The following is a 14294-nucleotide window of genomic DNA, read 5'->3' as shown; positions in this document are numbered from 1 at the left end:
AGATCTCCCGAAGAGTCGCCACAGCCGACGCAGGACATCGATTGCGGCTCGAAGTTGTAAACAAGCCTACCGCAGCGAGAGTTTTTCGTCGAGAGAGCTTATCGAAATTTCGCCGATCACAACGCTCTTTTCAGGCCGGGGCAAGGCCGGGGTCAGGCTTGGTCGATTGCCGCGCGGCTTTTCGCCCGAATGGCCGAGCCTCGGTGGCGCCGGCGCAGGAGTCACCGCATTCGGGACAATGCCCCGGACAGGCGCAGGACGAGGACGTCTTGCTCATCGGCGCTTCGTATCGACCACTGCAAGGCAGGACGCGGCACGCCGGGGACGCGCTGCCCGTTCGGATGACACGACCGCTCACACTTCATAGCCCCACGCCTCGATCAGCGGCTCGAGGATCGGCAGCGCCGGCTCGAGATGCTTCAGATAGTGGCGGTAGCGGTAGCGCGAGCGGTCGTAGAGCTTTTCGGTGACCTGGGCATAGCTCGCGGTGCGGGCGTAGCGCACGTTCTCCTCGAAGCTCAGCGCCCGCGGGTCGAAGGCAACGCCGACGAAGTCGAAGACCCTGCGCATCGTCGCCTCCTGGTCGTCGACGACGTCCTCGTAGCGCACCGCCTGGTAGTTCAGATCCATCACCTTGCGATAATGCGTGACGAGGGTGTTCGACAGGACGAGATGCTCGGCGGCGGTTTCGAGCTGCGAGCCGCAGAAGCCGCCATGGGTGAAGAAGTTCGACATCGCCGAGACCATGATGTCGAGCGGATGGCGGATCATGTGGACGAGGGGCGCGCGCGGGAAGATCAGGCCGATCAGCCCGAGATGCACCTCGTTGAGCGGCATCTTGTCGGTGAAGAGGCGCGCCTCGCCGCCCATCAGTCCCCGCTGCCGGGCCCGTTGCAGGTAGAAGTCGCGCAGGCTGTCGAGTTCGTCGCGCTTGTCGCCCATCCACAATTCGGCGAGGGCCCCGGGATATTCGTGCGGGCTCGCCAGGAGCCGCGGCATCGTCGCGACGATCTCGTGGACCACCGGCAGTTCGTCGCCGGCGGTGATCTCGGGGCTCACCGACAGGGACTGTTCGAGCAGCGTCGTGCCCGATCGGGGGAAGCCGAGGATGAAGATCGGCTGGGCGACGTCGGAGCGGACGCCGGCGCGCGGCAGGATGTCGACGCGTTCCCGGGCGAAGAACTGCTGGAGCTGTTCGGCGAGGCCCCGTGCCTGCTCGCGCAGATAGGTCTGCGAGCCCATTTCGACGGCGCGCCGCTTGCCGGCCAGGAACGCTTCCCAGGCCTCGTCGTAACGCCCGGTCCTGTCGAGCAGGCGGCCGCGCTCCATGAGTTCGATCGGTCTCAGGGGGCGCTGCTCCTCGGCGTCGAGGATCGCCAGGGCCTCGTCGGCGCGTCCCTCGCGGCCGAAAATGGCGGCTCTCGTTTGGCGGGTGGCCGGTGTCGGCGCGCTGACCTCCTCGACGCGGTCGAGAAGTTCCTTGGCCCTGTCGAGATTGCGGTCGGCCTCTTCGAGCTGGGCCCAGCCGAGCAGGGACTGGCGGTTCATCGGTTCGGCCGCGACGGCCTCCCGATAAAGCTCGCGCGCTTCCTGCATGCGGCCCTGGTTCTTCAGGTTCAGCGCGAGATTGGACAGGACCATCGGAATGCGCTTGCCGGAGAGTTCGAGCGCCTTGCGATGGTGGTATTCGCCGGCCGCCGCCTTGCCGGTCTGGGTCAGGGCGACGCCCATCAGATTGTGGGACTGGGGGTTCGTCGGGGCGAGCCGAAGGGCCTGCCGCGCATGCGCCTCGGCCTTCAGATGCTGTTGCCGCCCGAGCTCCAGAAGCGCCAGCTTGCTGACGGCCCAGTAATCCGTCGGCTCCTCGCCGACGATCCTTTCGAGCAGCACGGCGGCGGCGTTCTGCCGTTTCTGGTCGAGCCGAACCGAAGCCAAGGTTCTCAGCGCCGGAACGTGCAGAGGCGCGCTTTCCAGGACGTCGATCGCCAGACCTTCCGCCCGCTCGCGATCGCCGGACCGCAGCGCCGAGGCGGCGGCTTCGGCGTCGCCGTGGAGGGTCGCCGGAACGTCGGCGGCTGCCGCGGCGGCCATGTCCATCTGGCAGCAGCTTTCCGGCGTCAGCCCGCTGTTGCAGGCGCAAAGGGAGGAATCAATCTGGTTCATCGCCGTCTCGTTGCTCGAATCGCACGTCGTTGAGGCCGCTCGATCAGCTTTGATGGGGGATGCCGACCAAAGCAACATGCAATTTCAACCCTGCGGTGGCGGCGCTGCGGGTCGCCGGCTGCGTCACCGGGCCGGTGGCAGGGGAAATGCGGCCGATCTGGCAGGCGTCGCAACTCGTCCGGGCGATACCATGCGGGCGACCGCCCCTCGCCGGCGGGGCCGCGGGCGGCCCTGCTTCGGCCTGGCGAAACACGGGGACTGTCTTGTCGAGACGGCCCGAGGGATCGGCGCTCCGCCCGGTGCCGGCCGGACAGCCGCCGAGCGGGCGGGACGGCCTTGACATCGCCGGGCGCCCATGTGCTTTTCCGCCGCGAATCCGAGATTTTCCGCCCGCTCGCCGGACCCGCGAAGCGGCGCGCATCACAGCCGCGACGAGACCGACCATGCATCGCTACCGCACCCACAGCTGCGCCGCCCTCAAGAAGGAGAACGTCGGCGAGACCGTGCGCCTGTCCGGATGGGCGCATCGCATCCGCGACCATGGCGGCCTCTTGTTCATCGACCTGCGCGACCACTACGGCCTCACCCAGGTGGTGGTCGATCCCGATTCGCCGGCTTTCCGGATCGCCGAGACGGTGCGCGGCGAATGGGTGATCCGCGTCGACGGCGAGGTGAAGGCGCGCTCGGCCGAGACCGTCAACGCCAAGCTGCCGACCGGCGAGATCGAGGTCTTCGCCCGGGAGATCGAGGTGCTGTCGCCGGCCAAGGAACTGCCGCTGCCGGTCTTCGGCGAGCCGGAATACCCCGAGGACATCCGCCTCAAATACCGCTTCCTCGATCTCCGCCGCGAGACGCTGCACAAGAACATCATGCGGCGGACGCAGATCATCGCGAAGATCCGCTCGCTGATGCAGGAGACCGGCTTCACCGAATTCCAGACGCCGATCCTCACGGCCTCTTCGCCTGAGGGCGCCCGCGACTTCCTCGTCCCCTCGCGGCTTCACAACGGCATGTTCTACGCCCTGCCGCAGGCGCCGCAGCAGTACAAGCAGCTGCTGATGATGTCGGGCTTCGACCGCTATTTCCAGATCGCGCCCTGCTTCCGCGACGAGGACCCGCGCGCCGACCGCTTCTATGGCGAGTTCTACCAGCTCGACGTCGAGATGAGCTTCGTCGAGCAGGAGGACATCTTCCAGACCATGGAGCCGGTGATCCGCGACGTCTTCAAGGCGTTCGCCGGCGACAAGAAGGTCTCCGAGACCTTCCGGCGCATCCCTTATGCGGAATCGATGAAGAAGTACGGCTCGGACAAGCCGGACCTCAGGAACCCGATCGAGATGCAAGCCGTCACCGGGCATTTCGCCGGGTCCGGCTTCAAGGTCTTCGCGAACATGATCGCGAATGACGACAAGGTCGAGGTCTGGGCGATCCCGGCGAAGACCGGCGGCAGCCGCGCCTTCTGCGACCGGATGAACTCCTGGGCGCAAGGGGAGGGGCAGCCCGGCCTCGGCTACATCTTCTGGCGCGAGGAGGGGGGCGCGGTCTCCGGCGCCGGGCCGCTCGCCAAGAACATCGGCGAGGAGCGCACCGAAGCCGTGCGCACCCAGCTCGGCCTCGAGGCGGGCGACGCCTGCTTCTTCGTCGCCGGCCGGCCGGAGAAGTTCGTGCAGTTTGCCGGTGCCGCGCGCACCCGCGTCGGCGAGGAGCTGAACCTCCTCGACCGCGACGCCTACGAGCTCGCCTGGATCATCGACTTCCCGTTCTACGAATATGACGAGGACGAGAAGAAGATCGATTTCGCCCACAACCCCTTCTCCATGCCCCAGGGCGGCATCGAGGCGCTGGAAAACGAAGAGCCGTTGTCGATCAAGGCGTTCCAGTACGACATCGTCTGCAACGGGTACGAGATCGCGTCCGGCGGCATCCGCAACCAGCTGCCCGAAACCATGGTGAAGGCCTTCGAACTCGCCGGCTATTCGCGCGCCGACGTCGAGGAGCGCTTCGGCGGCCTCTACCGCGCGTTCCAGTATGGCGCCCCGCCCCATGGCGGCATGGCGGCCGGCATCGACCGCATCGTCATGCTGCTTTGCGGCGCCAAGAACTTGCGCGAGATCGCGCTCTTCCCGATGAACCAGCAGGCCTTCGACCTGTTGATGGGCGCGCCGGCGGAAGCGAGCCCGGCGCAGCTGCGGGAGCTGGGGCTGCGGGTCGCGCCGGTGGCGGAGAAGAAGGGGTAGTTCTCCCCTTCTCCTTATTCGACAACGAGATCGAACCTCTCGCGGGGGTCCGAGCCATACATTTGGAGAAAGCGCCAGGCCGCGACATGCGATTGCTCTCGGCTGGCATCGGAGAAGTCGGCGATTCCGTCCAAATCAGGCGTGACGTCACCCTTTTCGTCGACGATGAGCCGCTCGATCCCGAGGATCTTGCGGTCGCCGCGTTGCCACTCGCGAATGCAGTGTAGGGCCATATCGTGGGTGGCATAACCGTTAGACATGGGCGTGTCGCTCTACCGGGGTGATTTCCAATTCGGGTCGCCGCGCCGGGATACTTGCACGATATCCCCCGTAACGTCGTTCCGTATGACGTAGCTCTCATCTCGGTTGTAGTAGATCGTTGCCGGATCGTTGTTCTGAGTTCCATCTCCCCGGTGCCGTGTATCTCTTCCCTTCGCTCGCCGATGGGGAGTGTTGATCGTTGCTTCCACTTCCTCCCGAGTCCATCTGCGCCTCGGCATGTCCCTCTCGATCTTGGTGCCGTAGCGGGTTGCCAGAAGCTTGATGCCAGATCTCCTTGCAGACCCGCCAGGGAGGAGTCGGACCGCTTTTGCGCCGATTTTGCCCGCGGTGGCGAGGCCGATCACTGATAAGATGGCGGTTACAGCCGCTTCACCTTCAGTGGCTGGCAGAAGCGTGAGCGTCACCCCCGCCGCAAACGCCTTTGCGTAGGCTGTTACCGTGTTGCCGGCGAGGAGGTCGTCGGCAATTGATTTTACCACTTCTTGCTCAATGGCGTCGTGAAGTGTTTCGAAGGGATCTGGCCTCCCTCGATTTGACGATGACCCTTGTCCGAGCGCTCCAATTCCAGCGCCCTGATCTCCGATGATGACAGACGCACATCCGCCGGTGATGCGGTTTCGCTCCCGTCCCTCGACGACCGTATCCCCCTGCCGGCACGCCGGGTAGCCGTTGATCAGCACCGTCGGCGAGCCCTCCATCACGACGCCCGTGCCGTGGCGGCATTCGTGCCGGTCGATGCGGGCGCGCCAGGCCGGCAGGCCGCCGATCAGGACATCGGCGCTGCCCGGGCCCGGCATCAGGCGGCCGGGGTTCTTGTGGGCGACGGGGTCGAGGCGGCGGGCGGCCGGGCCGGTGGGCATGACGTTTTCACAGGTGGTTTACCGAAGAATAGAAGACAATCATAAAGCGATTTGAGTCAACGGTCTCTTTCCGGCTGTGCCCGGGTTGCTCACACCCCGCCGAAAGGAAACTTCCCCGCCGCATCCCACGGGCCGCCGCGATAGTGCCAGAGGAGGAGGTCCGTCCCGGTCGCCTCGAATGGCGAAAACTCGGCCCGCAGCGTCTCGAAGGTCGCCCGCGCTTCGGCCGCGGGCACCTTGTTCTGAACAGTCACGTGCGGGCGAAAGCCTTGCGCGTCCTGCGGCGTGAGGTCGGCCTGCCAGCGGATGGCGAGGTCGCGGCGGAGCGCGACGAGGCGGGGCGCTTCGATGTCGTAGGCGCAGCCGCGCCCGAGGAAGCGCAGGCCGGCGACGGTGAGAGGGATCGGGGCGGCGTCGCGGGTGAGGGCGCGCAGCGTCGCGGCGATCTCCGGCTCCTTCTCCCCGGGCAGGTGGTGAAACAGCGTCAGATGCGCCGGGATGAGGTTGCGCTCCGGCGGAAAGTGTCGCCGGCGCTGGGCGTCGAGATGGGCGAAGCTCGCCCCGTCGAAGCCGAGCGTCAGGATCAGGGGTGCGTCGGCCATCCGGGAAGTTCCGCGCGCAAGGGATCTGCTGAGCCGTGATATGGCGCTCGAGAAGACCGGACACAGCGGGTCGCGTGGGCTCTGGGGGGCGCACCTTCGCAGTGCGGATGGTTGAAAAGACGAGACCCCCAGTGATTGCAGGGGCGCATCCGGCTTGCCGGGGCCTCATCTGGCCTTATGGCGCCTTCACTCCCCCCGACTTTCGTCGGCGAAACGCCTTCACGCCTTGCGGCTGGCGCTCTGTCCGCCGTCGTCCACGTCGAAACCGGCCTCCCGCGCGCCGCGCACGTGGCGCAGAAGCTCCGGCGCGACGGTCCTGCCGTGCAGCACCGAAATGTCGCCGGTGGTCTCCAGCACCACGGCGCGCACGTCGTCCATCGACTGGATGCCGGCGCCGCGCAGCTTGGCGTAGACGTCCCCCGGCGAAACGCGGCTTTCCGCCATCGCCGCGTCGATGAACCCGCCGTCCCGCATCAGCAGCAGCGGCTCGTTGTCGACCACGGAGGTCACGGCCTCGCTGCGGCGCCGGCCGAAGGCGAGGACGACCTGGACGGTCATCAGGGCGCCGATCGCCACCAGGGCCCGGAGAAAGCCCTGCCAGTCGGACGAGGAGGCCGCGGTGGCGAGCAGCGACCCCGTCGCCAGCGTGACGACGAAGTCGAAGGCGGTCATCTTGGAGAAGGAGCGAAGGCCGATCATCCGCACGAGCAGGATGATCCAGAAAAGCGCGATGGCACCGAGAACGAGGCCGCCGAGGATGGCGTCTGCCGTGGGCGATAGGCCGAAGATGGGAGCCTCCCTGGCGGTTCGAGAGCACCCGGCGGTGCCGAGCCTTGCCCCTTTCAAGATAAAACCCCGGCCGGGCGGGAAAGCCCGGTCGGGGTCTGAATTTCCAGTTGCGGCTAAGAGCGTGCGCATCCTGCCGCGCGCCGGGGCGCGTCGGAAGGCTGTGCCGTCGCCGCCTCTATTCGCTGGAGGCGTCGTTCGCCGTCACGTCCAGCGACAGCACCTGCGGCAGCGTCTGCGGCGCGCCCATCGCCGCGCCCATGATCTGCATCGCCGGCACCGGGGTTTCCGGATCGATCGAGATCGACAGCGACTTCGGATCCTTCAGGAAGGTCGAAACGGCGTCGCTCACCTTCTTCTGGAACTCGGGGTTGTTCAGCTGGGCGAGGGCGGCCGGCACCATCCCCTCGAGCTGCTGGGCCAGCTGGTCCGCCGTCGTTCCCTGCTTCTTGGCGTAATAGTCGAGCAGCTTCTTCGTCAGGGAATCGTCGGTGAAGGTGATGTCGGCCGAGCCAAGGGAAAGCTGCGACAACAGGCCCATCATCGCCATGCCGCCGTTCTGGTCGGCCTCGGGATTCTGCCGCATCTGCTGGGAGATCTGCTGCATCGACTGGATGAAGGCGGGGGTATAGCCCGACATCTCGTAGGTGAAGGAGAGATTGCCGGCGTTCTCGACGTCGATCTCGAACGGGTCGAGCGTCAGCGTGCCGGTCTTCGGATCCCAGCTGGCGCTGCCCTCGACGCTGCCGTTCATCTTGGTGTAGCCGAGATCGCCCATCGCCTGGACGGTTTCGGCATCGGCGGTGGAGAAATCGGCGTTGAAGCTGCCGAAATCGAAGTCCGACGAGAAGGTGTCGTCGTCGTTGATGGTGTTCTCGATCGAGGCGCCCGACAGGTCGAAGACCTTGGTGCCCTTCTCCTCGACCGAAACGGATTCGATGCCGGCCTTGTCGAAGTAGAGCGCCGACATCTGCTTGGCCGGCGGCAGGCTGGAGCGATCGGTCGGCAGGAGTTCGAGGCCCTCGATCGCGATGCCGGTGACGGTGGTGTGGGTGTCGTCCTCGGTGACGTCGATGTCGTCGATCGGAACGCGCGCGACCTTCCAGCCGGCCTCGGTGGAGCCGGTGACGCCCTCGAAGGTGACGTCGCCGAGCTTGGCGGGCTCTTCGCCCTGCGGCATGGCGGTCAGGCCCGACAGGACGACGTCGTCGCCCTCCGAGGAGGCGCCGTCGTAGGAGAGCGTCACGTTCTGCTCGGCTGCGACGGCCTTGAGGCGTTCGCCGAAGGCGTTCGCGTCGGCGGCGAAGGCCGCGGTCGAGCCGAACAGCAGCGCGACGGCGGTCGTGGTCAAGGACACGGATGTCTTGGCGGACATAAAGAACCTTCTTTCAGCGTTGAGCCCGGCGCTTGGCGCGGAGCGGGTCATGCCCCGCGCGAAGACGTAGCGCGGTCGGACCCGGCAATCTACGCACAATTCCGGCGGCAGGAAGACGCGACCTCGCCGGGCAGGCCCGCAGCGTCGCGAATTCTCCCCGCGGCGACCGCTGAAAAAAGCCGGGGATCGGTTCGTTCCGGTCTTGTTCCATCTCTTGACCTTCGATAGACGGACCATATGGGCAAGGCAGCGGAACCGCCTGGCAGCGGCGGCGACATCGAACCGGTCGATCTGAAGACGGCGCTCGAGGAGCGCTATCTCGCCTATGCGCTGTCGACCATCATGGGCCGGGCGCTGCCGGACGTGCGCGACGGGCTGAAGCCGGTGCATCGCCGCATCGTCCACGCCATGCGGCTCCTGCGCCTCGATCCGGGCGACGCCTACAAGAAATGCGCCCGCATCGTCGGCGACGTGATGGGCAAGTTCCATCCCCATGGCGACGCGGCGATCTACGACGCCATGGTGCGTCTCGCCCAGGACTTTTCCGTCCGCTATCCGCTGATCGACGGCCAGGGCAACTTCGGCAATGTCGACGGCGACAGTGCGGCGGCCATGCGCTACACCGAAGCCCGGATGACCGAGGTCGCGACGCTGCTTCTGCGCGGCATCGACGAGGACGCGGTCGACTTCCGTCCGACCTACAACGAGGAGGACAAGGAGCCGGTCGTCCTGCCGGGCGCCTTCCCGAACCTTCTCGCCAACGGCTCGTCGGGCATCGCCGTCGGCATGGCGACCTCGATCCCGCCGCACAACGCCGCCGAACTCTGCGACGCCGCGCTGAAGCTGATCGAGGATCCGGGCGCCACCACCGACCAGCTCCTGCGTTTCGTCCAGGGGCCGGACTTTCCGACCGGCGGCGTCGTCGTCGACGGCCAGGCGCAGATCCGCGAGGCGTACGAGACCGGCCGCGGCTCCTTCCGGGTGCGGGCCCGCTGGGAACGGGAGGACGCCGGCCGCGGCAACTACGTCGTCGTCGTCACCGAGATCCCCTATCAGGTGCAGAAGTCGCGGCTGATCGAGAAGATCGCCGAGCTGCTCTCGGCCCGCAAGCTGCCGCTCCTCGCCGACATCCGCGACGAATCGGCCGAGGACGTGCGCGTCGTCCTGGAGCCGAAGAGCCGGACGGTCGATCCCGAGCTGCTGATGGAATCGCTGTTCCGGCTGACCGACTTCGAGAGCCGCATTCCGCTCAACATGAACGTCCTTTCGGGCGGCAAGGTGCCGAAGGTCCTGTCGCTGAAGGAGGCGCTGTCGGAATGGCTCGCCCATCAGCGCGAGGTGCTGCAGCGGCGCACGGGCCATCGGCTCGGCCAGATCGAACGGCGGCTGGAAATCGTCTCCGGCTATCTCGTGGTCTTCCTCAACGTCGACGAGGTGATCCGGATCATCCGCGAGGAGGACGAGCCGAAGAAGGAGCTGATGCGCACCTTCGAGCTGACCGACAACCAGGCCGAGGCGATCCTCAACATGCGGCTGCGCTCCCTGCGCAAGCTGGAGGAGTTCGAGCTGCGCCGCGAGTTCGAGGCGCTGACGGCGGAAAAGGCCGAGAAGGAGGCGCTGCTCGCCTCCGACGAGAGGCAGTGGGCGGCGATCGCCGGCGAGGTCCGCGAGGTCCGCGAGACCTTTTCGAAGAAGACCAAGCTCGGCCGGCGCCGCACCCGCTTCGCCGGCGCGCCGAACCGCAATCTCGACGACATCGCCGTCGCGCTGATCGAGAAGGAGCCGGTGACGGTCGTCCTGTCGCAGAAGGGCTTCCTGCGCGGCATGAAGGGGCATCTCGCCGATCCGTCGGCGTTGAGCTTCCGCGAAGGCGACAAGCTGAAGCTCGCCATCCACGCGATGACGACCGACAAGCTGATCTTCCTGTCGACGGGCGGGCGGGCCTTCACCCTGTCGGGCGACAAGCTGCCGTCGGGCCGCGGCCAGGGCGAGCCGATCCGCCTTGCCGTCGAGATGGAGGACGAGGACGACATCGCCACCGGCTTCGTCGTCGATCCGGAGCGCCAGCGGCTGCTCGTCTCGTCCGACGGCACGGGCTTCGTCGCCACCGAGGCCGACATGGTCTCCGGCACGCGCAAGGGCAAGCAGCTGGTCAACGTCTCCGGCAAGGCGAAACTCGGCTTCGCCGTGCCGGTTTCGGGCGGCGACACGGTGGCGATCGTCGGCGAGAACCGCAAGCTCCTGGTCTTCCCGCTTTCCCAGGTGCCGCAGATGGCGCGGGGCAAGGGCGTGCGCCTGCAGCGCTACAAGGACGGCGGCGTCTCGGACGTGAAGGTGTTCAGGCTGGCCGAGGGCCTTTCATGGACCGATTCCGCCGGTCGCGCCTTCCTGCGGCGCGAGGACGAGATGCTCGAATGGCGCGGCGACCGCGCGCAGGCCGGCCGGCTGGTGCCGAAGGGTTTTCCGAAGAACAACAAGTTCACCGGCTGATCCGTTTCGGGCGCGCCGGGCGGTCATGATGCGCGTCGCGCCGTGCCGGCCTCCGGCGGTCCCTCCGTGCGCGCGACGAGAACGAGACCCACCACGAAGAACACGATCAGGCTCGCCATGCCGATCCGCGAGGCGGTGATCGGATCGAAGCTTCCCGAAGCCAGCTCCGTCGTTCCGGCGACGGCGGCGGGGGCGAGGAAGGCTGTCGCCCGGCCGATGAAGGCGTAGAAGCCGAAATAGCGGCCGGCCTCCTCGGCGCTGACGGATTTCGCCATCCAGGACCGGGACGAGGCCTGGATCGGCCCGAAGGCGAGGCCGATGAGAAGGCCGAACACGACGTAGCTCTTCTCGGCGCCGCTGGCGAAGACCCCGCCTGCCTCGCCGGGCGGCGCGAAGGCGAGGAGGCCGAAGAGCGTCGAGTCCGGGCCGGTCGAGACGATGCCGATCGTCGCCGCCGACAGGCAGAGGATGGCCATCGTCACCACGGCCTTCGAGCCGAGCCGCGCGTCGAGCGCGCCGGCGGCGAAGCAGCTCGGGATGGCGACGACGTTGAGGATGATGCCGAAGAGACCACTCTCCGTCAGCGTCCAGCCGAACATGCCGGCGGCAAAGGCGCCGCCGAGGACGACGAGGGCATTCACCCCGTCCTGATAGATCATCCGCGCGATCAGGAACTGGAACAGCGGCTTGCGAAGGCGGATCTCGCGGAAGGTGGCGAGAAGATCGCCGACCCCTTGCCGCATGGCCGCCGAGACCTTTTCGCCGTGCGGCCGATCCGGCGTCAGGACGAACATCGGCAGGATGAAGACGAGGTACCACAGCGCCGCCAGCGGCGCCGTGGCGCGGGAGCCTTCACCGGCGGCCGGGTCGAGGCCGAAGAGCGGCGTCAGGCCGAGCAGCGTCCGGCCGGTCTCCGGCGAACCGGCCAGAAAGGCGAGGGCGCCGATGAGAAAAACGATGCCGCCGGCATAGCCAATGCCCCAGGCGACGTTCGACACCCGGCCGATCTCCTCGTTCTTCAGAAGGCGCGGCATCATCGCGTCGTTGAAGACGATGGAGAACTCCGCCGCAACGCTCGCGACGACGACGAGCAGCGCCACCACCACCAGCGGCGAGCCGGGCGCAGCGAACCACAACAGGCAGAGCGCGGCGATCTTGAAGGCGGCGAAGACGGCGATCCAGGGTTTTCGCGGCCCCGCCCGGTCGGCGACCGCCCCGAGAAAGGGCGAGCCGAGGGCGACAAGGATGCCGGCGATCGTCGCAGCCAGGCTCCACCAGGTCTGTCCCGTCGCCGGATCGGGCGCGAGCTGCGAGACGAAATAGGGCCCGAAGACGAAGGTGAGGACGACGGTGAAGAAGGGCTGGGCGGCGAAGTCGAAGGCCATCCAGCCCCACACGCCGGGGCGCCGCAGGGCCGGAACGCTGGTTGCCGGCCCGTCCGTCTGCGATCGCCCCATTGCGCGTCCCCCGATGAATTCGTCCGCAGAAGGCATAGAAACACACGGGCGCCGCGGCAATGCGGATTCGCCACGCGGCCATCGAGCTTGGGGAAGCGGCGGTGTGGCAGGTGCCTATTGCGCGGTGGAACGGGCCGAGAGCGCGAAGACCACCTTCGAGCCGACGTCCGTCGCGAGTTTCTGGAGCGCGGTCGCGACGGTTCGCTGCACGCAGAGCGGTTCGGCGGGCGTGCCGTTGATCGAGGCGGCGCAGCCGGTGAAGGGATCGGGGGAGGATTCGACCTTGCCTTCGGCGACGATCGCCCCCGCGGCGACGTCGAAGAGCCGGTAGGTGATCCGCGTATCGAAGCGCGCGAGCCCGGTGAACGCGTCGGTCTCCGCCTTCGCCGCCGGTTCGTAGAGAAGGAGATGGCTCGGTCCGCCGGCCATGTCCGCTGCCGCCTCGGCAATGTCCGCCTCGCCGGTCCTGCCCGTCCCGTCGCCGACGAAACGGCCGGACAACGCGGCATCCGCCTGGTGGAATGCGGGCTTGGGAAAGCTCTGTGGCAGCGAGTGGACGACCTCGCGCAATCCCTCGAGCACCGCCTCTTCGAAGTAGAGCGGCTGCAGGGCCGCCTCGTGCTTGCGGTCGACCGCGACGGTGACGCGCGCGCCCTCGAAGGTCGGCGGACAGGCGGCGGCCGCGGCGACCTCGGCCGGCATGGTCGTGAGAAGCGCGGGGAAGGCCGCTGCAAGCGCCTGCCCGAAGCAGGCGATGGCCGCCCGTCTATCGGCTTCCGGGGCATCCTGCGACAGATCGCCGGCTTTGCAGGATCCGCCATCGAGGCCGGTGGCGTAATCGGAACCCTGGGCGAGAACGGCGCCGCTCGATGGATCGAGAAGGCGATAGCGCAACTCGGCGACGATCTTCGGAGGGTCCACCGTGTATGGGTCGGGGCGCCCGGCTCCGGCGAGGGAATAGACGAGCAGCGGACCGGCCGGCTCCATCTTTTTTGCGATCTCGGTCATCGCCGGTTCGCGCCGGGCGCCGGTCTCGCGCAGCGCCGCCACCGCGGCTTCGTCCGCCTCGGCGATCGTGATCTTTCGCGCTGTGCCGCCCGGGCAAGGCAGGTGCCAATTCTTCGCCGTTTCGCGAAGGGCGCCGATCATCCCGGCGGAGACGTCCGGCGCGAGCGGGGCGGACGCGTTCGCCGGCGGTATCTGAACGGGCCGGATGATCACCGTGCTCTCGTCCCCGCGCTCGGCCTCGGGCGAGGCGGCAGCCGCGGCGGTGGCGAGGCAGGCGAACGCCAGGGAGAGGAGGCTCCGCGACGGTCCGGCGCCGTGCCGAGAAGAATGCGCCCACAGCATGGTCCATCCTCCGATCTTCCCTTGGGGAAGATCACTTTATCCGATGGGATTCCGCTGACAAGGCCGCACTGACGAGGTTGCGGGAAGAGGGCCATTCGGAGGGGCCGCGCCATGCGCCCGGCCGTCGCCGGATCGAAACCGGATCGCCGCTCGTCGGTAGGGCGCCAGGAAACGTGTCCGGGCGGCCCGCCCCCCGCATTTCGTGCTCTCCCTCGCGTCTCGCGGCGTGCTATCGCTGGCCATCCAAACAGGAAAGGAACGGACCATGGCCAAGGGCCAGATGCGCAGCAACAAGGAAGTCCGCAAACCGAAGGCCGACAAGAAGGCCAAGGCGGCGGCGCCGTCGACCGTGCCCGGCAAATTCGCCGCGCCGCGAGACGTCGACAAGAAGAAGTGACGCGGCTGCCGGCGCCAGAAGCGCCGGCAAGCTGGGCCTCCGAGGTCGGAAGCCGTGAAGCAGCGAAGGGGCGTCGATCGGACGCTTCGGTTCGAGTCCTCCGATCAGGCCCCTCCGCATTCACACATCCCATCCCCGTCCGGCGATCAGCGGATCGCGCGGCTCATCGACCTTGCAGAATGGGTCGAAGCATCAAAACCTCGTCATCCCGGGCCTGACCCGGGATCCTGTGTGTTTGGCTTGGTGTATGAAGGGTGCGGGAAGGAGACCGACGGGATCCGGATCGCCCTTCGGG

11 protein-coding genes are annotated in these 14294 nt (G+C 67.4%); 3 read left to right on the top strand and 8 right to left on the bottom strand.

The genetic code is table 11. From position 1 onward, the window contains the following. Positions 1 to 354: 354 nt before the first annotated feature. Complete coding sequence (locus LZD57_RS19865; protein ID WP_233721325.1) at positions 355 to 2163, bottom strand: tetratricopeptide repeat-containing sulfotransferase family protein; 1809 nt, start codon at positions 2161 to 2163, stop codon at positions 355 to 357. Between the two features lie 443 nt (positions 2164 to 2606). Between LZD57_RS19865 and aspS the strand changes: the two genes are divergently transcribed. Beyond that, a complete protein-coding gene (gene aspS, locus LZD57_RS19860; protein ID WP_233721324.1) occupies positions 2607 to 4400 on the top strand; it encodes an aspartate--tRNA ligase in 1794 nt (597 codons plus the stop codon). A 14-nt stretch (positions 4401 to 4414) separates the two neighbouring features. Here aspS and LZD57_RS19855 read toward each other — a convergent pair whose 3' ends face one another. From LZD57_RS19855 to LZD57_RS19835, 5 genes are all read right to left on the bottom strand, one after another. Next, positions 4415 to 4660, bottom strand: a complete 246-nt coding sequence (locus tag LZD57_RS19855; protein ID WP_233721323.1) for a hypothetical protein — start codon at positions 4658 to 4660, stop codon at positions 4415 to 4417. A 12-nt stretch (positions 4661 to 4672) separates the two neighbouring features. Then, positions 4673 to 5542, bottom strand: a complete 870-nt coding sequence (locus tag LZD57_RS19850) for a colicin E5-related ribonuclease (RefSeq protein WP_233721322.1) — start codon at positions 5540 to 5542, stop codon at positions 4673 to 4675. 89 nt (positions 5543 to 5631) lie between these two features. Next, positions 5632 to 6144 (bottom strand): 2'-5' RNA ligase family protein, encoded by a 513-nt coding sequence (locus tag LZD57_RS19845; RefSeq protein WP_233721321.1) that lies wholly within the window; start codon positions 6142 to 6144, stop codon positions 5632 to 5634. Positions 6145 to 6363: 219 nt separating this feature from the next. Beyond that, on the bottom strand, positions 6364 to 6990 hold the full coding sequence (locus LZD57_RS19840) for a DUF421 domain-containing protein (RefSeq protein ID WP_233721320.1): 627 nt from the start codon (positions 6988 to 6990) through the stop codon (positions 6364 to 6366). A gap of 118 nt (positions 6991 to 7108) precedes the next feature. Further along, positions 7109 to 8305, bottom strand: a complete 1197-nt coding sequence (locus LZD57_RS19835) for a hypothetical protein (protein WP_233721319.1) — start codon at positions 8303 to 8305, stop codon at positions 7109 to 7111. Positions 8306 to 8542: 237 nt separating this feature from the next. Between LZD57_RS19835 and parC the strand changes: the two genes are divergently transcribed. Further along, entirely contained in the window at positions 8543 to 10795 is a 2253-nt protein-coding gene (gene parC / locus LZD57_RS19830; protein ID WP_233721318.1) for a DNA topoisomerase IV subunit A, read from the top strand. 23 nt (positions 10796 to 10818) lie between these two features. Here the strand turns inward: parC and LZD57_RS19825 are convergent, their stop codons facing one another. Both LZD57_RS19825 and LZD57_RS19820 read right to left on the bottom strand, forming a co-directional pair. Continuing rightward, positions 10819 to 12252 (bottom strand): MFS transporter, encoded by a 1434-nt coding sequence (locus LZD57_RS19825; RefSeq protein WP_233721317.1) that lies wholly within the window; start codon positions 12250 to 12252, stop codon positions 10819 to 10821. Between the two features lie 114 nt (positions 12253 to 12366). After that, a complete protein-coding gene (locus tag LZD57_RS19820; protein ID WP_233721316.1) occupies positions 12367 to 13602 on the bottom strand; it encodes a hypothetical protein in 1236 nt (411 codons plus the stop codon). Positions 13603 to 13867: 265 nt separating this feature from the next. Between LZD57_RS19820 and LZD57_RS24070 the strand changes: the two genes are divergently transcribed. Then, a complete protein-coding gene (locus tag LZD57_RS24070; RefSeq protein WP_255700073.1) occupies positions 13868 to 13999 on the top strand; it encodes a hypothetical protein in 132 nt (43 codons plus the stop codon). Positions 14000 to 14294 lie beyond the last annotated feature (295 nt).

Origin of the sequence: Jiella avicenniae (assembly GCF_021390325.1) — a bacterium.
Classification (GTDB): Bacteria; Pseudomonadota; Alphaproteobacteria; order Rhizobiales; family Rhizobiaceae; genus Jiella; species Jiella avicenniae.
This window is presented reverse-complemented; position numbering and strand designations above follow the sequence as displayed.

Bases quoted from the DNA above. Each gene is read 5' to 3' on its own strand.
- LZD57_RS19865 (WP_233721325.1), bottom strand. From the start codon at position 2,163: ATGAACCAGATTGATTCCTCCCTTTGCGCCTGCAACAGCGGGCTGACG.
- aspS (WP_233721324.1), top strand. From the start codon at position 2,607: ATGCATCGCTACCGCACCCACAGCTGCGCCGCCCTCAAGAAGGAGAAC.
- LZD57_RS19855 (WP_233721323.1), bottom strand. From the start codon at position 4,660: ATGTCTAACGGTTATGCCACCCACGATATGGCCCTACACTGCATTCGC.
- LZD57_RS19850 (WP_233721322.1), bottom strand. From the start codon at position 5,542: ATGCCCACCGGCCCGGCCGCCCGCCGCCTCGACCCCGTCGCCCACAAG.
- LZD57_RS19845 (WP_233721321.1), bottom strand. From the start codon at position 6,144: ATGGCCGACGCACCCCTGATCCTGACGCTCGGCTTCGACGGGGCGAGC.
- LZD57_RS19835 (WP_233721319.1), bottom strand. From the start codon at position 8,305: ATGTCCGCCAAGACATCCGTGTCCTTGACCACGACCGCCGTCGCGCTG.
- parC (WP_233721318.1), top strand. From the start codon at position 8,543: ATGGGCAAGGCAGCGGAACCGCCTGGCAGCGGCGGCGACATCGAACCG.
- LZD57_RS19825 (WP_233721317.1), bottom strand. From the start codon at position 12,252: ATGGGGCGATCGCAGACGGACGGGCCGGCAACCAGCGTTCCGGCCCTG.
- LZD57_RS19820 (WP_233721316.1), bottom strand. From the start codon at position 13,602: ATGCTGTGGGCGCATTCTTCTCGGCACGGCGCCGGACCGTCGCGGAGC.
- LZD57_RS24070 (WP_255700073.1), top strand. From the start codon at position 13,868: ATGGCCAAGGGCCAGATGCGCAGCAACAAGGAAGTCCGCAAACCGAAG.